Genomic DNA, 23,425 nt, shown 5'->3' with positions numbered 1-23,425 from the left:
GCCCATGGTGCACGCTGTCGATGAGTCGCCGCCCGCGGCACGCGCGGCTCGGGCGCGACGCCAGCGGGCGGGGCTGAGCATCCAGTCGACCGTCTTGCTCATGCTCTTGGGCGTCAGCCTCTCGTCGAACGTGCTCGTCGGCATGATCGGCTATGTCAACGCGACCGATTCGCTGCGCGATGCCGCCTTCGAGCGGCTCGTCGAGGTGCGCGACTCGAGGGCGCGCGAAGTCGCCAGACTCTTCACCACGATCGAGAACACCGTCGGAGTGCACGCTCGAGGTGAGAGCGTCGTCGCCGCCGTGCAGGCGTTCTCGGCCGGATACGACGAACTCGCCGACGCAGAGCTCACCGACGAGCAGGTCGCCGAGCTCGACGCCTACTACTCGACGGTGTTCGGGCCGGCGCTCGCCGAGGCGACCGGCGGGCCGGTCGATGTGTCGAGCTTCGTGCCGAGCTCTGCCGCCGCGCGCTACCTGCACGTTCACTACACCGCGCCGCACACCGAGTTCTCGTCGGCCATCGCCGTCGATGATGCCGGCGACGGCAGCGCGTGGTCTGAGACGCACGCGCGGTATCACGACTACTTCAGAACGATGACTCAGCGGCTCGACTACGAAGACGTCTTGCTCATCGACGCCGACGGCATCGTGGTCTACAGCGCGTTCAAGGGCGTCGACCTCGGCACCGACGTGCTCACCGGGCCCTACCGGTTCTCGAACCTCGCCACCTCATACAGCGCGGCGATGAGCGCCAACCAGTTGGGCGCCGTGACCTTCACCGACTTCGCCGAGTATCCCCCCTCGCTCAGCCTGCCCGCGGCCTGGGCGGTGACGCCGATCGGTTCGGGTGGCGAGCTCGTCGGCGCCATGGCCGTCGAGCTGCCCATTCAACGGTTGAGCAACGTCATGACGGCTGACGGCGACTGGAGCCAGGGCGGGCTCGGTGCCACGGGCGAGACCTATCTGGTCGGCGCCGACGGCCTCATGCGGTCGCCCTCGCGACTGCTGCTCGAAGACGCCGAGGCATTCGCGACGGCAGCAACGGGCGCGGGAGTGCCTGCCGCCGCCGTCGATCGTGCGCTCGTGCGGCAGAGCACGCTCGACGTCGTGCCGGTGCGGTCGGCGGCAGCGGCCGCTGCGCTCGCCGGCGGCGAAGGCACCATGATCGCCACCAACTACCTGGGCCGCGAGACGCTGAGCGCCTTCGGCCAGGTCGACATCGACGGCTTCGGCTGGATCGTCATCGCCGAGGTCGACACGGGCGAGGCGTTCGCGCCCGTATCAGAGTTCACGCGCAACCTCGTCATCTCGTCGGCGGTGCTCGCGCTCATCGTCTCGGTGCTGTCGCTGCTGCTGGCCCGCGTGTTCGTGCGGCCATTGCGCCGCCTCGGCGACGCGGCGCAGCGCATCGCGGCGGGTGAGACGGGCGTGACGGTCGACGCGGGCAACAGCGACGAGATGATGAGCGTCGCCTCGGCCTTCAACGACATGAGCCGCAGCCTGCAGGTCAAGGCCGAGCTGCTTGACGCTCAGAGCGCTGAGAGCGAGACGCTGCTGCGCGCGCTCATGCCCGAGCCGATCATCCGTCGCTATCGCGAAGGCCAGCACACGATCGCCGAAGACCACGACGATGTCGCCGTGCTCTACGCCGACGTCGTCGGGTTCGACGAGTTCACTCTGGCGCTCGACTCAGAAGCGACCCTCGAGGCCTACAACGATCTCGTGCGGCAGTTCGACGACGCCGCGGCGGCCATCGGCGTCGAGCACGTGCGCACGACGACGCAGGGCTACCTCGCGTCGAGCGGCCTCACGGTGCCGCGCATCGACAACGCCAGGCGCATCGTCGAGTTCGCGCTCGAGCTGCAGCGCATTCTCGATCGGTTCAGCGCCCAGTGGGGGGCGAGGCTCGCGCTGCGTGCCGGCCTCGACCTGGGTTCGGCGTCGAGCGGGCTCGTCGGCAGGGCGCACATGGTCTACGACCTCTGGGGCGAAGCGGTGAGCCTGGCGTTCCGCATTCAGGCCGACCGCTCTGAGTCGGGCATCTTCGTCACCCAGCGCGTTGCGCAAGGGCTGTCTGATGGGGTGCGGCTCACCGAGGTGGGCGAGGTGCGCACGACGCAGGGCTCGCAGCGGGTCTGGCGCGTCGAAGGGCTGGTCGGCGGTGACTGAGATCTGGAACGAGAGCTGGTTCTGGCCCTCGCTCACCGTGATCGTCGGTCTGCCCATCGTGCTGCTCGTGCTGAGCGAGGTGCTCGAAGCGCTCGTGCGGCGCGGCAACCCCGCCGAGCGGGTCGTGCGACTGATTCGCAACTGGATCGCCCCGATCGCGGCGCTGCTCGTGCTGCTGAGCCAGGTCGACCAAGCCGAGGTCGATGCCTCGTGGAGCCGCATCGTCGCGACCGTGCTCGGCTTTCTCGTCATTCTCGTGCTCATCAACGGTGTCAACGTCGCCCTGTTCGCCACCGCGCGCAAGGGCACCTGGCGCGATCGGCTGCCCTCGATCTTCATCGACGTCGGGCGGTTTCTGCTCATCATCATCTCGCTCGCCCTGCTCTTCTCCTGGGTGTGGGGCGCCGACGTCGGCGGGCTCTTCACCGCGCTCGGCATCGGGTCGATCGTCATCGGCCTCGCGCTGCAGAACGCCGTCGGCTCAGTGCTGTCTGGCCTGCTGCTGCTGTTCGAGCAGCCCTTCCAGCTCGGCGACTGGCTGCAGGTGGGCGACGTGCGGGGCAGCGTGGTTGAAGTCAACTGGCGCAGCGTGCACATTCGCACCGTCTCGGGCATCGTCATCGTGCCGAACTCCGAGCTCGCTGGTTCGTCGTTTCGCAACTTCACCGCCAAGCGCGCGCCATACACGGCGTGCGCGATGGTGCGGTTCGCCACCGAAGACCCTCCCGAGACCGTCATCCGCGTCATGACGCAGACCGCGGCCGACCAGCCGCAGCTCGCCCCGGGAGCAACGCCCAGTGTCGGCACCTTCGCCGACGGCGAGTACGAGATCAACCTGCCGGTGCCGACGCCCGGCGACGAGTACGACGCGCTCACCGAGTTTCGGCGCAGGCTCTGGTACGCGGCGCGTCGGGCCGGGCTGCACCTCGACGGCGACTACTACGTCGACTACGACACGGTCGAGCGACGGCGCGAGCTGCTCATCCAGTTCGCCGCGGCGCTCTACTGCACGCCCGAGCGCGTGCGCGATCTGGCCGGACGCGTGCGCGTCGAACGTTATGTCGAGGGCGAGCGCGTGCAGCACGTGGGCGAAGTGCCCAACGGCATCCGCTTCGTCGTCTCGGGTGCCGCGCGCATGATGGTCGAAGCGGCCGGCGGGGTTCGCGTGCCCGTGACCGAGCTGGGCCGCGACGCCATTCTGGGCCTCACCTCGCTCACGCGGCAGGGCATCAACGCCGTCGTCGACGCGCTCACCGAGATGACGGTGCTCTTCGTGCCGGTCGACGTCGTCGACGAGCTCGTCGACGAGCAGCCAGAGCTCGCTCGAGACTTCGGGCGCGAGATCGACAACCGGCGCAAGCTCGTGCGCGAGGCGTTCGCGGTAGCAGGGCTCGAGGTTCCGGCGGGGTCGAGAGCGATCGCGTACTAGGCGATCACGACCGCGGCGACGTCACACACCGAAGCCCGCTGATAGATTCGCGGGCATGAAGTACGCCGACACGATCGTCGATCTCATCGGCGACACCCCGCTCGTCAAGCTCAACCGCGTGACCGAGGGCATCGCCGCGACGGTGCTCGCCAAAGTCGAATACCTGAACCCGGGCGGCTCGGCGAAAGACCGCATCGCGACGCGCATCATCGACGCTGCCGAGCGAGAGGGGCTGCTGAAGCCCGGCGGCACCATTGTCGAGCCGACGAGCGGCAACACCGGCGTCGGCCTCGCCCTCGTCGCGCAGCAGCGCGGCTATCGCTGCGTGTTCGTGCTGCCAGACAAGGTCGGCGAAGACAAGCGCAACGTGCTCACCGCATACGGCGCCGAGATCGTCGTGACCCCCACCGCCGTCGCGCCCGAAGACCCCGAGTCGTACTACTCGGTGAGTGATCGCCTCGCGCGCGAGATCGACGGGGCGTTCAAGCCCAACCAGTATGCGAACCCGAACGGTCCCCTCAGCCACTATGAGACGACCGGCCCCGAGATCTGGCGCGACACAGAAGGCCGAGTGACGCACTTCGTGGCCGGCGTCGGCACGGGCGGCACCATCACCGGCACGGGGCGCTACCTGCGCGAGGTGAGCGCCGACCGCGCGGGCGGTCGCGTGCAGATCGTCGGCGTCGACCCCGTCGGCAGCGTCTACTCTGGCGGCACCGGCCGCCCCTACCTGGTCGAGGGCGTCGGCGAAGACTTCTGGCCAGCGGCCTACGACCCCTCGGTCGTCGATCGCATCGTCGCAGTCAGCGACCAGCAGTCGTTCGACCTCACCGTGCGCCTCGCGCGCGAAGAGGGGCTGCTCGTGGGCGGCTCATGCGGCATGGCCGCCGAAGGCGCACTCGAAGTGGCGCGCGAACTCGGCCCCGAAGACGTCGTCGTTGTGCTGCTGCCCGACGGCGGTCGCGGCTACCTGGGCAAGATCTTCAACGACGGGTGGATGCGCCGCCACGGCTTCACGCACGCCACAGGCTCGCCGACCGTCGCCGCGCTGCTCGGCAGCCCGCCGCGTGCACTCGCGCACGTGCGGCGCGAGCACTCGGTGGCCGACGCGATCTCGGTGCTCGAAGCCACCGGGGGAGCCGTGCCGGTGCTCGCCGCCGAGCCTCCCGTCGTGCTCGGCGAAGTGATCGGCTCGGTCGACTCGGCGACCCTGCTGCGGGCGCTCGCGACCGGTGAGGTGACCCCCGCTGATCCGGTGACGGCGGCGATGGGGCCGAGCCTGCCCGTGGTCGGCGCACACGAGAGCCTCGAGTCTGCTCGCGAGCGCTTCGGTGATCGGGGGGCGGGCGGACGGCATCCTGAAGCATTGATGGTGCTCGACGGAGGCAACCCGATCGGGCTGCTGACACGCACCGATCTCATCGCGGCGCTCTCGTCGGCCTCGGGTGACGCCCGATGAGCGACGACGAGATGATGCACGGCTTCGCGACGAGGGCGATTCACGCCGGTCAGCAGTTCGACCCCACGACGGGAGCGGTGATTCCGCCGCTCTATCTCACGTCGACCTTCGTGCAGCGATCGATCGGCGACCTGCGGGGCGGCTACGAGTATGCGCGCGGCGGCAACCCCACGCGCGATGCGCTGCAGACGCAGCTCGCCTCGCTCGAGGGCGCCGGGTTCGCGCTGTCGTTCGCCTCGGGTCTCGCCGCCGAAGACGCCCTGCTGCGCGCGGTGCTGCGCCCGGGCGACCACGTGCTCATGGGCAACGACGTCTACGGTGGCACCCATCGACTGGTTCGCCGCATCTTCGAACCGTGGGGTGTCGGCCTGACGACCCTCGAACTGAGCGACCTCGCTGCCGCGCGCGACGCGCTCGAGTCGCTGCGCCCGCGCGTGCTCTGGCTCGAGACGCCGAGCAATCCGCTCATGAAGATCACCGACATCACGGCGCTCGCCGAGCTCGCGCACGGCGTCGGAGCCCTCGTCGTCGTCGACAACACCTTCGCCACCCCCTTTCTGCAGCAGCCGCTCGTGCTCGGGGCCGACGTCGTGGTGCACTCGACGACGAAATACCTCGGCGGCCACTCAGATGTGCTCGGCGGAGCCGTCGTCACGAATGACGCAGAGCTCGCCGAGCAGGTGCAGTTTCTGCAGTTCGCGGCGGGGGCCGTCTCGAGCCCGATGGATGCCTGGCTCACCACTCGCGGCATCAAGACCCTCGCGGTGCGCATGCGGCAGCACTCGGCCAATGCCCACGCGATCGCCGAGTCGATCGTGGGGCACTCGGCGGTGGCAAGGGTCTACTACCCCGGCCTGCCGACCCACCCCGGTCACGAGCTCGCCGCACGCCAGATGCGACTCTTCGGCGGGATGCTCTCGCTCGAGCTCGCTGGCGGTGCCGCAGCGGCACGCGCCTTCGCCGAGAGCTTGCGGGTCTTCAGCCTCGCCGAATCGCTCGGCGGGGTCGAGTCGCTCGTCAACTACCCGAGCGAGATGACCCACGCCTCGGTGCGCGGCACCGACCTCGAGGTGAGCGATGCCATCATTCGACTGTCAGTCGGCATCGAAGAGGCCGACGACCTCGTCGCCGATGTGCGACAGGCTCTCGACGCCCTGTAGTCGCGCGGTCGTCAGACGGCGAACCGCATGATGCCCGCCGCGGGGCTGTCGCCCGGCACGTCGTCGGCCCGCACGGCGACGACCCGTGCACCGGTGAGCAGCGCACGCCGTGCGATCTCGTCGACGATGCCGTAGTCGATCGCGTCGTCGGCCTCTGACAGCGTGATGGCCCCAGACTGCTCGTCGAGGAAGCCGGGAATCACGCCGTCTATGTCGACCATGAGCGTGCTGAGCGCGCCGTAGGTCGCCGCACGCGCGAGGTCGCTCAGGTCAGACGACCCCGTGCCGCTGCCGATGGCGTCTGAGACGCGCTCGGCGAGGGCGGCGACCTCACCGGCGTAGAGCCGGTCGAGAATCGGGCGGGCTTCGGCGGCCAGCTCATTCGGGCTCATCGTCTCGGCGTTGCCGCCGATGGTCTCGCCCGCGACCGCGGCGTAGCGGCTGGCATTCGTGAAGATGCTCGCCAGCGGCTCGGTGGCGGCGACGATGAGGGGAACATGCAGTCCGTTGACGACGGGCCTGATCGCGTCGTCGATCTGCCGGGCGTAGTGACCGAGCAGGGTCTTTTCTCCTTCAGCGCCGATGAGGCGGGCCGAACCCTTGTCGCCACGGGTCGCGAAGATGCGAGAGGCGTCGGCCGGCAGGTCGGGCACTGACACCTCTTCGGCCGACCCGTCGATCGTCACCTCGATCAGCCGCACTGCATTCTGCGAGAGCGCGAGCACGAACGCCGCCTGCGGAAAACTCACGGCGCGCAGGAGGGGCTTGAGGTGGAAGCGGTCAGAGACCTGCGCGGTCGGCGTCACGCGGTTGGGAATGCGATAGGTGAGCAAGCGCTCGGGGGTGGCGAAGATGACGAGGCTCGTCGACTGATAGCTCCAGAAGAAGGAGTCGTCGATGAGGTTCGTGATGAGCTCGCGCACTCCGGCGACATCCGCTTTGTCTGCTCCGACCTCTTCGAGCTGCGTGACCACCGCGGTGAGCTGGTTGCCGAGCTCGATGCGCGACTGCTCGGCCTCTGCGGCGATGGTGCTTGTCGGCAGGTAGATCGACACGCAGTGCAGCGAGCGAGTCGAGGCGAGCGAGCGCAGTTCTTCGTCGGTGGGGATGTCGGTGTGCAGCATGGGTGTCCTCCTCGGGGGCGACTGCGGGGCCGCCGGATCGTCGCCACAGTCTAGTGAGGCCCCGTGACAGTGCTGTGAGAGCGCCAGTGCGTGCATAATGGGCGTGCTGATGTGAACGTACACATCGCGACGCGAACGGACTTCGATGGCGACCGACGACGAGCACTCGGCTGAGCCCGAGCGCGTTCGCGCGCCCAATATCCGCGACGTGGCGAGGGTGGCCGGGGTCTCGTACCAGACGGTGTCTCGCGTGCTCAACGACAGCCCGAACATCCGGCCCGAAACGCTGCAGCGCGTGCGCGACGCGATCGCGCAGCTCGGCTACCGACCGAATCAGGCGGCGCGCGCGCTCGTCACGAGCCGCTCACGCACGATCGGAGTGCTCTCGTCGCAGACCGTGCACTACGGGCCGGCGACGAGCATCCACGCCATCGAGACGGCGGCGCGCGAAGCCGGCTATCGGCTGTCGATCACGAACATCAACTCGAGCGATTACGCCTCGATCAAGGCGGGCCTCGACTACCTGATGAGCCAGTCGATCGAGGCCCTCATCGTGATCGCGCCGCAAGTGCGAGTCTTCGAGGCGATCAACGATCTGCAAGTCAGTGTGCCCTTCGTCACGCTCGAGGCGACCGGGCTCAACACGTCGCACTCGCTGTGGGTCGACCAGATTCAGGGTGCCCGTTTGGCGACCAGGCACCTGATCGAACTGGGGCACACCGAGATCATGCACATCTCTGGCCCGCAAGACTGGATCGAGGCCGAGGCGCGCATGCAGGGCTTTCTGCGCGAGCTGAGCGACGCCGATCTGCGCACACGAGCGCCCATCCTGGGTGACTGGACGGCCTCGTTCGGGTACTACGCCGGCATCGAGCTGCTGCGGTACGGCGACTTCACGGCCGCCTTCATCGGCAACGACCAGATGGCGCTCGGGTTCATGCACGCGTGCCGCGAGTCGGGCCTCGACGTGCCGGGCGACATCTCGATCGTCGGCTTCGACGATATTCCTGAGGCGGCGCACTTCTCGCCGCCGCTCACCACCGTGCGGCAGAACTTTGCCGAGATCGGCAGGCGGGCCGTGGCCCTGCTGCTGGGCGAGCTGCGCGGTGATGTGGGCATGAACCATGAGCCCGTGCAGCCCGAGCTCGTGGTGCGCGAATCGACGGCGCCTCGCCACTAGCACTCGCTATTCCGCGGTCGTTACCGACTTGTGACCGTTTCGTCTCGGCATCGGCTTGACAGATGTGACCGTTTCGCCTGTACTGTCACCTAGCGCTTTGTGAACGGTCACATCACGGTCACACGGCGCGGGTCGTCGGTTCGCCGACACCGCACCCCCTGCAAGCTACCCGGCGCCGGGCAACCGTCGCCGCAGTGACGATGGAGTCTCGTGAACGCGCTGAGCCCCGAAGTGCAAGTCGCCATCGCGCGCGTTCGCGACGAGGTCGCCGCACTGCACGCTGAACTCGTGCGCTACGGGCTCGTGGTCTGGACGGGGGGCAACGTCAGCGGCCGAGTGCCCGGCGCCGACCTCTTCGTCATCAAGCCGAGTGGTGTGAGCTACGACGACCTCGACGCTGCGAACATGATCTTGTGCACCCTCGACGGTGCCGTGGTGCCCGACACTCCCGGCAGCGACCGCGCGCCCTCGAGCGACACGGCGGCGCACGCCTACGTCTACCGCACCATGCCCGAGGTGGGCGGCGTCGTACACACCCACTCGACCTACGCCACGGCCTGGGCCGCGCGCGGCGAGAGCATTCCGTGCGTCATCACGGCGATGGCCGACGAGTTCGGCGGCGAGATTCCCGTCGGGCCCTTCGCGATCATCGGCGACGACTCGATCGGCCGCGGCATCGTCGAGACCCTCACCGGCCACCGCTCACGCGCGGTGCTCATGCGCAATCACGGGCCTTTCACCATCGGCCGCGACGCGCGAGACGCGGTCAAGGCAGCCGTCATGCTCGAAGACGTGGCCCGAACGGTGCACATCGCCCGACAGCTCGGCGACCCACTGCCGATCGAGCCTGCCGCGATTGACGCTCTCTTCGAGCGCTACCAGAACGTCTACGGCCAGCCCGGGGCGCAGGGCGGTGACACCCGATGAGCGGCGCGCAGATCATCACCGAGGGCCGCGCCGTGCTCGGCATCGAACTCGGCTCGACGCGCATCAAGGCGTGCCTCGTGGGCGAGAACCCGAGCGAGGTGCTCGCGACCGGCTCGCACGAGTGGCAGAACCAGCTCGTCGACGGTGTCTGGACGTATTCGCTCGACGAGGTGTGGGCCGGGGTGCAGGGTGCATACGCCGCTCTCGTGGTCGACGCGCGCGAGCGCCACGGCGCCGAGCTCACTGCCGTGGCGGCCATCGGCGTCTCGGCCATGATGCACGGCTACCTCGCTTTCGACGACGCCGACGAGCTGCTGGTGCCGTTCCGCACCTGGCGCAACACGAGCACGGGCGCCGCGGCCGCTGAGCTCACCGCCCTGTTCGGCGTGAACATCCCCCTGCGGTGGTCGATCGCCCACCTACACCAGGCGGTGCTCGACGGCGAGAGCCACGTCTCGCAGGTGCGCTTCATCACGACCCTCGCCGGGTATGTGCACGCGAAGCTCACGGGTGAGCGCGTGCTCGGCATCGGCGATGCCTCGGGCATGTTTCCGATCGATGCAGCTGGCGAGAACTACGACTCCGAGCTGCTCGCGCGGTACGACGCGGCCGCGGCGGGCTCGGCCCTCGCGCACCCGCTCGCCAGCCTGATGCCCGCCGTTCTGCCCGCGGGTCACGCCGCCGGCGCACTGACCGATGAGGGCGCACTGCTGCTCGACCCGAGCGGTGCGCTGCAGCCCGGCGCGCTGTTCTGCCCGCCCGAAGGCGACGCCGGAACCGGCATGGTCGCGACCCATGCCGTCGCACCCCGCACCGGAAACGTCAGCGCCGGAACGAGCATCTTCGCGATGGTGGTGCTCGAGCGACCCCTGCAGAGGGTGCACCCCGAACTCGACGTCGTGGCAACCCCGGCGGGGCATCCCGTCGCGATGGTGCACTGCAACAACGGCACGAGCGAACTCGCCGAATGGGTCGCGGTCTTCCGCCGGTTCGCCGAGCTCTCGGGCGCGCCCGTTGACGCCGACGAGTCGTACCGCCTCCTGCTCACTGAGGCGCTCGAGGCCGACCCCGACGCCGGGGGAGTGCTCGCCTACAACCAGGTCGCCGGCGAGCCCATCGCCCACCTCACCGAGGGTCGACCGCTCGTGGTGCGCACGCCCGAGAGTCGTCTGACGCTCGCGAACCTCATGCGCGCCCACATCTTCGGCGTCTTCGCGACCCTCAGCCTCGGCATGCGCGCCCTGCACGATGAGGGCGTCGCGATCGACCGCATGCAGGCGCACGGGGGCCTGTTCCGCACGCCGGGTGTCGCCCAGCGCTACCTCGCCACGGCCCTCGACGCCCCCGTCGGCGTCGCCGAGAGCGCCTCCGAGGGCGGAGCCTGGGGCATCGCCGTGCTCGCCGCGTTCGCCGCGAGCGGCGGCGGAGACCTCGACACCTTTCTCGAGAGCCGCGTCTTCGCGAGCGCCGACACGCACATCGTCGCGCCGCACGCCGACGACACGGCAGGTTTCGCCGCCTACCTCGCGCGCTACGAGGCAGGGCTCGACATTCAGCGTCGCGCCGTCGACGCACTAGCAGGAGGCACTCAGTGACCCGCAGCATCGTTCCCGACCTGACGACCTACGAGGTCTGGTTTCTCACCGGAAGCCAGAACCTCTACGGCGATGAGACCCTGCGCCAGGTAGCCGAGCAGTCGCAGCAGGTCGTCGCGGGGCTGCAAGCTGCGGCGAGCATCCCGGTCTCGATCGTCTGGAAGCCGACCCTCGTCGATTCGGCGAGCATTCTGCGCGTCATACGCGAGGCGAACGCCGCCGAGAACGTCATCGGCGTCATCACGTGGATGCACACCTTCAGCCCGGCGAAGATGTGGATCAGCGGACTCGACGCCCTGACCAAGCCGCTGCTGCACTTGCACACGCAAGCCAATGCCGAGCTGCCGTGGGGCGAGATCGACTTCGACTTCATGAACCTCAACCAGGCCGCCCACGGCGACCGCGAGTTCGGGTACATCGCCGCGCGCTTGAGCGTGCCGCGCACGACCGTCGTCGGGCATGTCTCGAACCCCGCCGTGACCGACCGAGTCGCGGTCTGGGCTCGCGCTGCGGCAGGGTGGCACGCGACGCACGCGCTCAAGCTCGCGCGGTTCGGCGACAACATGCGCTACGTCGCCGTGACCGAAGGCGACAAGACCGAGGCCGAACTGCGGTTCGGCGTGCAGGTCAACACGTGGGGCGTCACCGAGCTCGCCGACGCCGTGCACGCCGTCGGCGATGCCGACATCGACGCACTCGTCGCCGAGTACCTCGAGCTCTACGACGTGGCGCCCGAACTGCACCCGGGCGCCGAGCGGCACGAGTCGCTGCGCTACGGAGCGGCGATCGAACTCGGGTTGCGCGGGTTTCTCGAAGCAGGGGGCTTCGGCGCCTTCACCACCTCTTTCGAAGACCTCGCCGACCTCAAGCAGCTGCCGGGCCTCGCGGTGCAGCGCCTCATGGCAGACGGCTACGGCTTTGGCGCCGAAGGCGACTGGAAGACCGCGGTGCTCGTGCGCGCGGCCGCCGTCATGGGCGCCGGGCTGCCCGGCGGTGCGTCGCTCATGGAGGACTACACCTACCACCTCGAGCCCGGCAACGAACTCATTCTGGGTGCGCACATGCTCGAGGTGAGCCCCTCGCTCACGTCGCAGAAGCCTCGACTCGAGGTGCACCCGCTCGGCATCGGCGGCAAAGACGACCCGGTTCGACTGGTCTTCACGGCCGACGCCGGCCCGGCCGTGGTGGCAGCCCTCAGCGACATGCGCGACCGGTTTCGCCTGGTGGCGAACGTCGTCGAGAACGTCGCCCTGCCGGCGCCGATGCCCCACCTGCCCGTCGGCCACGCGGTGTGGAAGCCCGCGCCCGACTTCACCACTTCTGCCGCAGCCTGGCTGACGGCCGGAGCCGCCCATCACACGGTCATGACCACTCAGGTGGGTGTCGACGTCTTTCGAGACTTCGCCACGATGGCCGGCGTCGAGCTGCTCGTCATCGACGAGGCGACCACGCTCGAGGGGTTCCAGCGCGACGTGCGCTCGAACGCCGCCTACTACCGATTGGCACAGGGGCTATGACCCCGGCGTCGATCACTCAGACCTCTCGGGGCATGCCCCGAGAACGGTCGGCGACTCGTCGGAGAGACGCTGACTGAAGCACCACCACATCCCCAATGAAAGGACACACAGTGAAGAAGAACATTCTTCTCGCAGGTCTCGCAGCGGGCGCTATGACGCTCGGCCTCGCAGCCTGCGCGGCTCCCGCCGCAGAAAACGGTGGCGATGGCGACGGAGGCCTCATCGGCGTCGCCATGCCCACTCGCTCGTCAGAGCGCTGGATCGCTGACGGCAACGCTGTTCAGGCTGAGCTGGAGGCCGCGGGCTACCGCGTCGACCTGCAGTACGCCGAAGACGACATCCCGACCCAGGTCAACCAGATCGAGAACATGATCACCCAGGGCGCAGAAGCCCTGATCATCGCCTCGATCGACGGCACGACCCTGACGCAGGTGCTGCAGGATGCGGCTGACGCCGGCATTCCCGTCATCGCCTACGACCGCTTGATCCGCGACTCGGCGAACGTCGACTACTACGCGACCTTCGACAACTTCCTCGTGGGTCAGCAGCAGGCGTGGACGCTGCTCACCGGCCTCGGACTCACCGACCTCGAGGGCAACCCCGCGGCCGATGCACCGTCGGGACCGTTCAACATCGAGCTGTTCGCCGGCTCGCTCGACGACAACAACGCGTTCTTCTTCTTCAACGGCGCCATGAACGAACTGCAGCCGCTGATCGACGACGGAACGCTCGTCGTGAAGTCGGGTCAGACCTCGATCGAGCAGGCAGCCACGCTGCGCTGGGACGGCGAAGTCGCCCAGAGCCGCATGGAAGACCTGCTGACGGCGAACTACTCTGACGGCACGAAGGTCGACGCAGTGCTGTCGCCCTACGACGGCCTGAGCCGTGGCATCATCTCGGCCCTGACCGACGCCGGCTACGCCGTGGGCGTCGACTTCCCGATCATCTCGGGTCAAGACGCCGAGGTTGACTCGGTGCGCGCGATTCTCGCGGGCGAGCAGTTCGCGACCATCTTCAAGGACACGCGTGAGCTGGCCAAGGTTGCGGCGCAGATGGCTAGGGCGCTGCTCGAGGGCGGCGAGCCCGAGATCAACGACGTCGAGACCTACGACAACGGCGTGAAGATCGTGCCGTCGTACCTGCTCGGCCCGGTGCCCGTCATCGCCGAGAACGTGCAGTCGGCGCTCGTCGACACCGGCTACTGGACGGCGGCTGACCTCGGTCTGTAACCAGACCGGGTCACCCATCACCAGGTGATACTGGCCGGTGGTGGGGAGTGCGATTAGGCTCCCCACCACCGGCTCCTCCCCCGAAGACGTAAGGAAGTGGGCTCAACGTGACCCAGAACATCCTCGAGATGCGGTCGATCACGAAGACTTTCCCTGGCGTGAAGGCGCTCGCCGATGTGACCCTCGAGGTCGCCCGCGGCGAGATTCATGCCATCTGCGGTGAGAATGGTGCCGGCAAGTCGACGCTCATGAAGGTGCTGTCGGGCGTCTACCCGCACGGCACCTACGAGGGCGACATCGTCTTCGAAGGCGAGGTCGTCGAGTTTCGCGACATCCGCGCGAGCGAAGCCAAGGGCATCGTCATCATTCACCAAGAGCTCGCGCTGAGCCGCTATCTCTCGATCGCCGAGAACATCTTTCTCAACAACGAGGTCAAGGGCCCGCTCGGGCTCATCGACTGGCATCGCACCAACCTCGAAGCCAAGAAGCTGCTCGCGCGCGTCGGGCTCGACGAAGACCCCACGCGGCGCATCATCGACATCGGTGTCGGCAAGCAGCAGCTCGTCGAGATCGCCAAAGCGCTCTCGAAAGAGGTGAAGCTGCTGATTCTTGACGAGCCCACGGCAGCCCTCAACGACAGCGACTCAGATCACTTGCTCGACCTCATGCGGCACCTCAAGGGCCAGGGCATCACGTCGATCATCATCAGCCACAAGCTCAACGAGATCAAGAAGGTGGCCGACTCTGTCACGGTCATCCGCGACGGCAAGACGATCGAGACGATCGAGCATGCCGATGTCTCAGAAGACCGCATCATCAAGGGCATGGTGGGCCGCGACCTTGAGCACCGCTACCCCGACCACACACCGCACATCGGTGAAGAGGTGCTGCGGGTCGAGAACTGGACGGCGCATCACCCGCAAGACTCGCACCGCGTGATGGTCGACAACGTCAACCTGAAGGTGCACGCCGGTGAGATCGTGGGCATCGCGGGGCTCATGGGCGCGGGGCGCACCGAGTTCGCGATGAGCCTGTTCGGCCAGACCTACGGCAGCCGCATCACGGGCAAGGTCTTCAAGCGGGGCACAGAGATCAAGACCCGCACGGTCGACGAGGCGATTCGCAACGGGCTCGCCTATGCGACCGAAGACCGCAAGACCTTCGGGCTCAACCTCATCGAAGACATCAAGCGCAACATCTCGATGGCCTCGCTGCGCAAGCTCGTGACGTTCGGGCTCGTCGACGACAACGAAGAGTACCGAGTCGCGAACGAGTACCGGCAGAGCATGAACATCAAGAGCCCCACGGTGCTCGCGAAGACCGGGCAGCTCTCGGGCGGCAACCAGCAGAAGGTCGTGCTCTCGAAGTGGATCTACAGCGACCCCGAGGTGCTCATTCTCGACGAGCCCACGCGCGGCATCGATGTCGGTGCCAAGTACGAGATCTACACGATCATCAATCGACTCGCGAGTGAAGGGAAGGCGATCATCGTCATCTCGTCTGAGCTGCCAGAGCTGCTCGGCATCTGCGATCGCATCTATGCACTTTCTGAAGGTCGGATCACGGGCGAGATGCCCGTGGCCGACGCCACCCCCGAAGCCCTCCTCAAGCTCATGACCCTGGAGAAGCAGCGCTAATGTCTGACACCGCGACGAAAGCCCCGGCCAAGAAGCTCGGCCGCATCACGCTACCGCCCACCCTGCAGCACATCGTCACCGACCTCGGCAAGAACGGCATCTTCATCGCCCTCATCGCCGTGGTCGTGCTGTTCTCGATCACGACCAACGGCATTCTGCTGCGTCCGCAGAACATCTCGAACCTCGTGGTGCAGAACGGCTACATCTTGATTCTCGCGATCGGCATGGTGCTCGTCATCGTGGCGGGCCATATCGACCTTTCGGTCGGCTCGATCGCCGCGTTCATCGGTGCCGTGTCTGGTGTGCTCATTCGAGACCTCGGGTTTCCGTGGTGGCTCGCGATCATCGGTGCCCTCGTCGTCGGCGCCATCGTGGGAGCCTGGCAGGGCTTCTGGATCGCGTATGTTGGCATACCAGCGTTCATCGTGACGCTGGCGGGCATGCTCATCTTCCGCGGGCTCGCCCTCATCACGCTCGGCAACGCCAACATCGGCTCGTTCCCCGAAGAGTATCGAGCGCTCGGCAACGGCTTCATCAACTTTCCCGTTGAACTCGGCGGGGGTCAGATCGATGTCGTGACGCTCATGATCGGCCTCATCGCCATCATCGGCCTCATCGCCCAGCAGCTGCGCACCCGCAACGGGCGCAAGAAGTATGGCCAAGAGGTAGACCCGACGGTCTGGTTCATCATCAAGATGTCGTTCGTGGCCATTGGCATCGGTGCGTTCTTCTACGCGCTCTCGACGTTCAAGGGCATTCCCGTCACGCTCGTCGTGCTCGCCGTGCTCGTCATGGCCTACGGCATCATCGCCAACCGCACCGTCTTCGGCCGGCACATCTACGCGGTCGGCGGCAACCGTCGCGCAGCCGAGCTGTCGGGTGTCAAGACTCGCTCGGTCGACTTCTGGCTGTTCGTCAACATGGGTCTACTCGCTGCACTCGCCGGCCTCGTGTTCACGGCTCGTCTCAACCTGGCAGGGCCGAAGGCCGGTGACGGCTTCGAGCTCGAGGCCATCTCGGCGGCCTTCATCGGCGGCGCGGCAGTGCAAGGCGGCATCGGCACGGTCGGCGGCGCCATCATCGGTGGTCTCATCATCGGCGTGCTCAACAACGGCATGTCGATCATGGGCATCGGCATCGAGTGGCAGCAGGCCGTCAAGGGCCTGGTGCTGCTGCTCGCGGTCGCCTTCGACGTCTACAACAAGCGCCGCTCGGGTGCGAGCGTCGCGCGCTAGCGATGTGCTGACGACGAGGGGGCGGCCGTGCGGCCGCCCCCTCGTCGCATGGTCGGCAGAGCATCCCGCGGCGCAGAGAAGGGGCTGGCGCAACTGTTGTCCATCTGGATAACATGAGCGCATGAGAATACTGCTGGTCGGCGCCGGAGGCGTCGGAGACGCCATCGCCAAGATCGCTGCCCGTCGATCGTTCTTCGAGACGATCATCGTGAGCGACTACGACATCAGCCGCGCCGAGCGCACGATCGCCCGGATCACGGCGAAGCACGGCCCGCAGGGCGACCGGTTCGTCGCCGCCCAGATCGATGCCTCAGACGCGGCCGTGGTCGAGAAGGTCGCCCGTGAGCACGCAGCCACCCACGTCATGAACGCTGTCGAGCCGAAGTTCGTCATGCCGATCTTCACGGGCGCGAGAGCGGCAGGCGCCGACTACGTCGACATGGCGATGAGCCTGTCGGTGCCGCACCCCGACGAGCCGCATGCGAAGACCGGCGTCAAGCTCGGCGACGAGCAGTTCGCCGTCGCCGACGAGTGGCAGGCTGCCGGGCGCCTCGCGCTCGTCGGCATGGGCGTCGAGCCGGGGCTCAGCGACGTGTTCGCGCGCTACGCCGCCGACCACCTCTTCAGCGAGATCGATGAGCTCGGCACGCGCGACGGCGCCAACCTGGTCGTGCGCGACGACGAGGGCAACGAGATCTTCGCTCCATCGTTCAGCATCTGGACGACCATCGAAGAATGCCTCAACCCTCCCGTCATCTGGGAGAAAGACAAGGGCTGGTTCACGACGCCGCCGTTCAGCGAGCCCGAGGTCTTCGACTTTCCCGAGGGCATCGGCGAAGTCGAGTGCGTCAACGTCGAGCACGAAGAAGTGCTGCTCATGCCGCGCTGGGTCGACGCCAAGCGCGTCACCTTCAAGTACGGGCTCGGCGACGAGTTCATCGGCATTCTCAAGACGCTCAACCAGCTGGGGCTCGACAAGACCGAGCCCCTTCGCGTGCGGTCTGCGAACGGCCCCGTCGAGGTGGCCCCGCGCGACGTCGTCGCCGCCGGCCTGCCCGACCCTGCCACGCTCGGCCCACGGATGACCGGCAAGACCTGTGCGGGCCTCTGGGTCACCGGCACCGGAGTCGACGGCTCGCCCCGCGATGTCTACCTGTATCACGTGAGCGACAACGAGTGGACGATGGCCGAGTACGAGGCTCAGTGCGTCGTCTGGCAGACCGCGCTCAACCCCGTCATCGCCCTCGAGCTGCTCGCCACCGGCGCCTGGAGCGGCGCAGGCGTGCTCGGCCCCGAAGCCTTCGACGCCGAGCCGTTTCTCGACCTCATGGCGAGGCCCGAGGCCGAGGGCGGCTACGGCCAGGCCTGGGGCCTCCAAGAGCGCACGCCCGCCCACTGACGGTCACTCTAGAATCGAGGCATGGCCCGGCAAACGCTTTCCGACACTGCTGCCGCCGTGCAGCACGCCGTCGACGGACGCCGGGCGGTGCGCAGCGTGCTGCGCTTGCTGGGCATCCACCGTCGTCGCGTGCTCATCGCCGTCGCGTTCTTCGCCGTCAAAGACACGCCGCTCTGGCTCATGCCCGTCATCACGGCGGCCATCATCGACATCGTCGTCGACGGCGGCCCGGTGCAGTCGCTCGCACTCTGGGCCGCCATCGCTGTCGTCGCGCTGCTGCAGAACTATCCGGGCCATGTCGCGTACACCCGGTTCTTCATGGGCGCTGTGCGCGCCATCGGTGCAGACCTGCGCAACGCGCTCGCCGCGCGACTGCAAGAGCTCTCGATCGGGTTTCACGCGCGCGCAAACTCTGCGATCGTGCAGACCAAGGTGGTGCGCGATGTCGAGAACATCGAGGTGATGCTGCAGCAGACCGCCCACCCGATGCTCTCGGCCACCATGGTGCTCATCGGTGCCGTCACGATGACCGCGATCAGCGTGCCCCAGTTCTTGCCCGTCTACGCGCTCGCGATACCGCTGGCCGTCGTGCTGAAGGCTGTGCTGCAGCGCCGCAGCGATGCACGCAACGAGACCTTTCGACGCGAGGTCGAGCACTTCTCGGCGCGAGTGGGCGAGATGGCCACCCTCATGCCGATCACGCGAGCGCACGGCCTCGAGTCGGTGGCGCGCGAGCGCGTGGCCGCCGGGGCAGAAGGCGTGCGCAGCGCCGGCTTCGCTCTCGATCTGCTCAACGGTCGGTTCGCCTCGCTCTCATGGGTGAGCCTGCAGCTGCTCGGCGTCGGCTGCCTGGTGCTCGCCGCGTGGTTCTCGTTGACCGGCCTGCTGCCGATCACTCCCGGAGAAGTGGTGCTGCTTAGCTCGTACTTCGCGCTGCTCACGACGAGCACCACCGGACTGCTCATGCTGCTGCCGATCATCGCGCGCGGCACCGAGTCGGTGCGATCGATCGCCGAAGTGCTGCACGAGCCCGACCTCGAGCGCAATGAGGGCCGCCGTGCCGTCGACAGCGTCAGCGGCGAGATCGCGCTCGAGAGGGTGTCGTTCCGGTATCCGGATGCTGCGCTCCACGCCCTCGACGGCATCGACCTGCACATCGCCGCGGGTGAGACGATCGCGTTCGTCGGTTCATCTGGCTCGGGCAAGTCGACACTGCTCAACTTGGTGCTCGGGGTCGTGCGGCCGACCGGCGGCCGCGTGCTGCTCGACGGCGTCGACATGGCCGAGCTCGACGTGCGCACGGTGCGCAGGCACGTCTCGGTCGTTCCTCAAGAGTCGGTGCTGTTCGAAGGCACCGTGCGCGACAACGTGGCCTACGGTCTCGGCGAGGTCGACGACGAGCGCGTCGAGCGCGCACTGCGCGATGCGAACGCGCTCGAATTCGTGCGCTCGCTGCCCGACGACTGGAACACCGTGGTGGGCGAGCGCGGTGCACGGTTGTCAGGGGGCCAGCGGCAGCGGCTGTCGATCGCGCGGGCCCTCGTGCGCAACCCGAGCATTCTGCTGCTCGACGAGGCCACGAGCGCGCTCGACGGCGAGTCTGAAGCCGCCATCGCCGAAGCCCTCGCTCGCCTCATGTCTGGTCGCACGACGCTCGTGGTCGCCCACCGGTTGTCGACGATCCGCTCGGCAGACCGCATCGTCGTGCTCGAACAGGGCCGCATCGTCGAGATCGGCGACCATGAGCAGCTGCTCGCGGCAGGCGGCCGCTATGCCGAGCTGCACCGGGTGCAGGCGCCCTGAACCCCGGCGAGGCCGAGCTGCGCCGGCGTCAGGCGCTCGCCCGCAGGCGCACGAGGCTCCAACTCTCGGGCGGCAGGGTGAGCGAGGTCGAGTGCTCGCCCGCGACGACTCCCTCGAGGGGCCGAGGCGCAGCGTCAGCCACCTCGGCTGCCGTGCGGCGGGGGCCCTCGTCATCGGCGACCAGGGTCACGGCCTCGATGAGCTCGACGTCGGTGAAGCCGACGTGGTCGAGGGCGGTGCTGACCGACTCGGTCGAACGGTTCGTGATGCTGAGCACGAGCTCGCCCGCCTCTGAGTTCCAGACCACCGCGGCCGAGAGCGCGTCGACCTCGCCGTGCTTCGCGGTGGTCAGTCGCGGTGCGTCGAGTCGAGCATCCAATGCCACGCCCCGCGCATGCTGGGCCAGCAGCGCCACCGGATAGAACGTCGTCTGCCGCCACGCCTCGCCGCCGGGCTCGGTCATGATCGGTGCGATGACGTTCACGAGCTGCGCGAGGCAGGCGACGGCGACGCGGTCGGCGTTGCGCACGAGCGTCGTCAGCAGGTCGCCGACGACGACGGCGTCGAGAGCCGAGTAGACGTCTTCGATGAGCCGGGGCCGCTCGGCCAGCTCGAGATTGGTCTCGCCCGCGAAGTCGTCGATGTACCAGACATTCCACTCGTCGACCGAGAGCTTGATGCGCTTGCTCGAGTGACGCCTCGCCGCGACCGCGTCTGCCGTCGCGATGACCTCGTGAAAGAACGCTTCGAACGAGGCGCCCGAGGCGAGAAAGCTCGCGCGGTCGCCGTCGCGCTCTTGATAGTAGGCGTGCACCGAGATGTACTCGACGTCGTCGAAGACGTGCTCGAGCACGACGCGCTCCCACTCGCCGAACGTCGCCATCTCTCGACCGCTGCTGCCGCACGCGACGAGCTCGATGGTCGGGTCGACTCGGCGCATCGCCTGCGCTGCCTGGCTCGCGAGCCGGCCGTAGTCGTCGGCCGTGCGGTGCCCGATCTGCCACGGGCCGTCCATCTCGTTGCCGAGGCACCACAGCCTGATGTCGTGCGGTGCGTCTGCGCCGTTTGCGCGCCGCAGCTCGCTGAGCGTGGTGCCGCCTGGCGTGTTGCAGTACTCGACCAGATCGGCGGCTTCGGCCGCCCCTCGCGTGCCGAGGTTGACTGCCATCATGGGCTCGGTGCCCGTCAGTGCGCACCACCGCACGAAGTCGTCGGTGCCGATCGCATTCGGTTCGATCGTGCGCCAGGCGAGGTCGATGCGGGTCGGTCGGGACTCTCGCGGCCCCACCCCGTCTTCCCACCGATAGTTCGACACGAAGTTTCCGCCCGGGTATCGCACGACCGTGGTGCCCAGCTCTCGAGTGAGCTCGGCGACATCGGTGCGCCAGCCCTCGGCATCGGCTGCGGGGTGGCCGGGCTCGTAGATGCCCGTGTAGACGGCCCGGCCGAGGTGCTCGACGAACGACCCGAAGATGCGGCGGTCGATCGCCCCGGTGACGAACGCGGGGTGGGCGGTGATGCGTGCTGCACTCATGACGTCGAGTCTGCCAGGTGGGGGGCGACGGCCGCCGCGAAGCCGCGCACCGTGCTGGCCGCCACCGCGGCAGGGTCATCGGCCCAGATCTCGGCATGGAACAATTCGACCTCAATGTCGCCGCGGTAGCGCGCGTGCTCGACGGCGCGGGTCATGGGGCCGAAGTCGATCATGCCCTCGCCGGGGTAGACGCGCGACAGCAAGACGTCGGCGGGCAGCGGAGTGCGCCAGTCGCAGGCCTGATAGCTCGCGATGCGGCCTTCAGCGCCGGCGCGCGCAATGCTCGGCAGCAGTGCCGGGTCCCACCAGACGTGAAAGCTGTCAATCACCACGCCCACCGTCTCGGGGGCGAACGGCGAGGCGAGGTCGAGCGCCTGGGCGAGCGTCGAGACGACGGCGCGGTCGCTCGCATACATCGGGTGCAGCGGTTCGATGGCGAGCGTGACCCCTGCCGCGGCCGCGTGCGGCGCGAGTTCGTCGAGTGCCTCGGCGACGCGCTCGCGAGCCCCGATGAGGTCTCGCGAGCCTTCGGGCAGCCCGCCGGCGACGATGACGAGCACGGCGGCCGAGCCGGGCGCCCCCGCAGCCGCGAGAGCGGCGGTCTCGTCGATGCCGCGCCGGTTCTCATCGATGGCCGCGCGTCGAGCCGGCCCTTCGGCATCGGTCACGAACCCCGTGCGGCACAGGCTCGAGAAGCGCAGTCCGCTGTCGGCGAGCATGGTGGCAGCAGTCGCGAGACCCACCGCTGCGACGGGTTCGCGCCAGAGGCCGATCGACTCGATGCCCGCACCGGAGGTCACGGCGAGTGCTGTCGCGAGGTCGGCGTGCTTGATGGTGGCCTGGTTGAGCGACAGGCGCCGGATGCTCACGACGAGATTCCGTGCGTGGCGAGCAGGTGGTGCCACCGGCGCAGGGCGAGCTCGGGGCGCTCGAGTGCTCCGCAGCCGTTCGCGAGCTCGACGATGCGCGAGAGATGCGGAACACTGCGACCGGCGTGCAAGCCGCCGACCATCGAGAATGCGGGCTGATGGCCGTTGAGCCAGGCGAGAAAGGCGACGCCCGTCTTGTAGAACCACGTGGGTGCGGCGAAGATCTGCCGCGAGAGCTCTTCGGTCGGGCCGAGCAGTCGACGGTAGCCGTCGACGTCGTCGGCGTCGAGCCGCTGGATGGCGGCGGAGGCGAGCGGCCCGAGCGCTGCGAACGCGCCGAGCAGGGCGTCGGAGTGGTGGCTGCCGTCGCCCTCGATGAGGCTCACGTAGTGAAAGTCGTCGCCCGTGAGCATGCGAGCGTGCGCCGGCAGGGCGGCGCGCACCGCGATCTCGGCGTCAGCATCGAGCAGGCTCATTTTGACGCCACGCACCGTGTCGGGGTGCGCCTCGATGATGCGCAGCAGCGTGCGGGTCGCCGCCTCGGTGTCGTCACTGCCGAAGTAGCCGGCGAGCTGCGGGTCGAAAGCTGTGCCGAGCCAGTGCAGCACGACGGGAGTCGTGGCGTGCTGTAGCACCGCGTCGTAGACGCGCACGTAGTCGTCGGCGTGCTCGGCGACGCGCGCGAGGTGCCGACTGGCCATGAGCACCACGCCCGCCCCGGCCTCTTCGGTCTCGTGCAGCTGCTGTCGATAGGCATCGATGACGGCGGTCAGCGAGATCGTCGGCTCATCGACGTGATCGGTGTTGACGCCCACGACGACCGCACCGCCGACGCTGCGCGCCTCGTGAGCGCTGCGGCGCACGAGCTCGCGGGTGGCGGCGGCGTCGAGTCCCATGTTGCGCTGCGCGGTATCCATCGCGTCGGCCACTCCGAGCCCCCACGACCACAGGTGGTGGCGGAAGGCGAGAGTGGAATCCCAGTCGATGTCGGCGGGGTGGCCGGGCACGTTCTCGGCGTGCGCTTTCGGCACGACGTGCGCGGCGGCGTAGGCCACGCGACTGCGCAGCGGCGAGGTCGGGCGGGTCAGCGCGGGTGCCTCGGCGAGCGGGATGCTCGACACGGCTCCCTCGGCCGAGACCAGAGTCAGGGCATCCATC

At 68.2% G+C, this 23,425-nt stretch carries 17 protein-coding genes; 13 read left to right on the top strand and 4 right to left on the bottom strand.

Annotated elements, in window-relative coordinates:
• The first annotated feature begins 4 nt into the window (after window positions 1–4).
• From KIT89_RS08410 to KIT89_RS08395, 4 genes are read left to right on the top strand one after another with little or no spacing between them, the layout of a single operon-like run.
• A complete protein-coding gene (locus KIT89_RS08410) occupies window positions 5–2,170 on the top strand; it encodes an adenylate/guanylate cyclase domain-containing protein (RefSeq protein ID WP_297600230.1) in 2,166 nt (721 codons plus the stop codon).
• Window positions 2,163–3,599, top strand: a complete 1,437-nt coding sequence (locus KIT89_RS08405; RefSeq protein WP_297600228.1) for a mechanosensitive ion channel family protein — start codon at window positions 2,163–2,165, stop codon at window positions 3,597–3,599. The genes KIT89_RS08410 and KIT89_RS08405 overlap by 8 nt, the downstream gene beginning before the upstream one ends.
• Window positions 3,600–3,654: 55 nt before the next feature.
• Window positions 3,655–5,058 (top strand): cystathionine beta-synthase, encoded by a 1,404-nt coding sequence (locus tag KIT89_RS08400; RefSeq protein WP_297600226.1) that lies wholly within the window; start codon window positions 3,655–3,657, stop codon window positions 5,056–5,058.
• Entirely contained in the window at window positions 5,055–6,218 is a 1,164-nt protein-coding gene (locus tag KIT89_RS08395; protein ID WP_297600224.1) for a cystathionine gamma-synthase, read from the top strand. The genes KIT89_RS08400 and KIT89_RS08395 overlap by 4 nt, the downstream gene beginning before the upstream one ends.
• Window positions 6,219–6,229: 11 nt before the next feature.
• Here KIT89_RS08395 and KIT89_RS08390 read toward each other — a convergent pair whose 3' ends face one another.
• Complete coding sequence (locus KIT89_RS08390; RefSeq protein ID WP_297600221.1) at window positions 6,230–7,342, bottom strand: hypothetical protein; 1,113 nt, start codon at window positions 7,340–7,342, stop codon at window positions 6,230–6,232.
• Between the two features lie 145 nt (window positions 7,343–7,487).
• Here KIT89_RS08390 and KIT89_RS08385 point away from each other — a divergent pair, with 145 nt between their 5' ends.
• The 9 genes from KIT89_RS08385 (at window position 7,488) to KIT89_RS08345 (ending at window position 19,864) form a co-directional block, all read left to right on the top strand.
• Window positions 7,488–8,522, top strand: a complete 1,035-nt coding sequence (locus KIT89_RS08385) for a LacI family DNA-binding transcriptional regulator (protein ID WP_297600218.1) — start codon at window positions 7,488–7,490, stop codon at window positions 8,520–8,522.
• A gap of 210 nt (window positions 8,523–8,732) precedes the next feature.
• Window positions 8,733–9,449: an L-ribulose-5-phosphate 4-epimerase gene (locus KIT89_RS08380; RefSeq protein ID WP_297600215.1), complete on the top strand. Its 717-nt coding sequence runs from the start codon at window positions 8,733–8,735 to the stop codon at window positions 9,447–9,449.
• On the top strand, window positions 9,446–11,044 hold the full coding sequence (locus KIT89_RS08375; protein ID WP_297600212.1) for a xylulokinase: 1,599 nt from the start codon (window positions 9,446–9,448) through the stop codon (window positions 11,042–11,044). The genes KIT89_RS08380 and KIT89_RS08375 overlap by 4 nt, the downstream gene beginning before the upstream one ends.
• The gene (araA, locus tag KIT89_RS08370; RefSeq protein ID WP_297600209.1) at window positions 11,041–12,561 is read left to right on the top strand and encodes an L-arabinose isomerase; all 1,521 of its coding nucleotides are present in this window, start codon (window positions 11,041–11,043) and stop codon (window positions 12,559–12,561) included. The genes KIT89_RS08375 and araA overlap by 4 nt, the downstream gene beginning before the upstream one ends.
• 110 nt (window positions 12,562–12,671) lie before the next feature.
• Window positions 12,672–13,790, top strand: a complete 1,119-nt coding sequence (chvE, locus tag KIT89_RS08365; protein ID WP_297600206.1) for a multiple monosaccharide ABC transporter substrate-binding protein — start codon at window positions 12,672–12,674, stop codon at window positions 13,788–13,790.
• A 107-nt stretch (window positions 13,791–13,897) separates the two neighbouring features.
• Window positions 13,898–15,427 carry a multiple monosaccharide ABC transporter ATP-binding protein gene (gene mmsA, locus KIT89_RS08360; protein WP_297600203.1) on the top strand — a complete coding sequence of 510 codons (1,530 nt, stop codon included), beginning with the start codon at window positions 13,898–13,900 and terminating at the stop codon, window positions 15,425–15,427.
• Window positions 15,427–16,662, top strand: coding sequence for a multiple monosaccharide ABC transporter permease (gene mmsB / locus KIT89_RS08355; RefSeq protein ID WP_297600200.1), 1,236 nt, complete (start codon window positions 15,427–15,429; stop codon window positions 16,660–16,662). The genes mmsA and mmsB overlap by 1 nt, the downstream gene beginning before the upstream one ends.
• A 121-nt stretch (window positions 16,663–16,783) precedes the next feature.
• Entirely contained in the window at window positions 16,784–18,061 is a 1,278-nt protein-coding gene (locus KIT89_RS08350) for a saccharopine dehydrogenase C-terminal domain-containing protein (RefSeq protein WP_297600197.1), read from the top strand.
• 21 nt (window positions 18,062–18,082) lie between these two features.
• On the top strand, window positions 18,083–19,864 hold the full coding sequence (locus KIT89_RS08345) for an ABC transporter ATP-binding protein (protein ID WP_297600194.1): 1,782 nt from the start codon (window positions 18,083–18,085) through the stop codon (window positions 19,862–19,864).
• A gap of 28 nt (window positions 19,865–19,892) precedes the next feature.
• Here KIT89_RS08345 and KIT89_RS08340 read toward each other — a convergent pair whose 3' ends face one another.
• From KIT89_RS08340 to KIT89_RS08330, 3 genes are read right to left on the bottom strand one after another with little or no spacing between them, the layout of a single operon-like run.
• Window positions 19,893–21,398, bottom strand: a complete 1,506-nt coding sequence (locus KIT89_RS08340) for an alpha-N-arabinofuranosidase (protein ID WP_297600193.1) — start codon at window positions 21,396–21,398, stop codon at window positions 19,893–19,895.
• Window positions 21,395–22,267: a sugar phosphate isomerase/epimerase gene (locus KIT89_RS08335; RefSeq protein ID WP_297600191.1), complete on the bottom strand. Its 873-nt coding sequence runs from the start codon at window positions 22,265–22,267 to the stop codon at window positions 21,395–21,397. The genes KIT89_RS08340 and KIT89_RS08335 overlap by 4 nt, the downstream gene beginning before the upstream one ends.
• Window positions 22,264–23,424, bottom strand: coding sequence for a dihydrodipicolinate synthase family protein (locus tag KIT89_RS08330; protein ID WP_297600189.1), 1,161 nt, complete (start codon window positions 23,422–23,424; stop codon window positions 22,264–22,266). Before KIT89_RS08330 ends, KIT89_RS08335 begins: the two co-directional genes overlap by 4 nt.
• Window position 23,425: the final 1 nt, after the last annotated feature.

The sequence above is a fragment of the Microcella sp. genome (genome assembly GCF_025808395.1).
GTDB lineage: Bacteria > Actinomycetota > Actinomycetes > Actinomycetales > Microbacteriaceae > Microcella.
Note: the sequence above shows the minus strand (reverse complement) of the source record. Positions and strands in the feature narration are given on the sequence as shown.

What these genes read in the sequence shown, in the direction of transcription:
- KIT89_RS08385 (WP_297600218.1), top strand. Translation starts at nt 7,488, where the DNA reads ATGGCGACCGACGACGAGCACTCGGCTGAGCCCGAGCGCGTTCGCGCG.
- KIT89_RS08390 (WP_297600221.1), bottom strand. Translation starts at nt 7,342, where the DNA reads ATGCTGCACACCGACATCCCCACCGACGAAGAACTGCGCTCGCTCGCC.
- KIT89_RS08345 (WP_297600194.1), top strand. Translation starts at nt 18,083, where the DNA reads ATGGCCCGGCAAACGCTTTCCGACACTGCTGCCGCCGTGCAGCACGCC.
- KIT89_RS08350 (WP_297600197.1), top strand. Translation starts at nt 16,784, where the DNA reads ATGAGAATACTGCTGGTCGGCGCCGGAGGCGTCGGAGACGCCATCGCC.
- KIT89_RS08375 (WP_297600212.1), top strand. Translation starts at nt 9,446, where the DNA reads ATGAGCGGCGCGCAGATCATCACCGAGGGCCGCGCCGTGCTCGGCATC.
- KIT89_RS08395 (WP_297600224.1), top strand. Translation starts at nt 5,055, where the DNA reads ATGAGCGACGACGAGATGATGCACGGCTTCGCGACGAGGGCGATTCAC.
- KIT89_RS08400 (WP_297600226.1), top strand. Translation starts at nt 3,655, where the DNA reads ATGAAGTACGCCGACACGATCGTCGATCTCATCGGCGACACCCCGCTC.
- KIT89_RS08340 (WP_297600193.1), bottom strand. Translation starts at nt 21,398, where the DNA reads ATGAGTGCAGCACGCATCACCGCCCACCCCGCGTTCGTCACCGGGGCG.
- KIT89_RS08330 (WP_297600189.1), bottom strand. Translation starts at nt 23,424, where the DNA reads ATGGATGCCCTGACTCTGGTCTCGGCCGAGGGAGCCGTGTCGAGCATC.
- mmsB (WP_297600200.1), top strand. Translation starts at nt 15,427, where the DNA reads ATGTCTGACACCGCGACGAAAGCCCCGGCCAAGAAGCTCGGCCGCATC.
- KIT89_RS08410 (WP_297600230.1), top strand. Translation starts at nt 5, where the DNA reads ATGGTGCACGCTGTCGATGAGTCGCCGCCCGCGGCACGCGCGGCTCGG.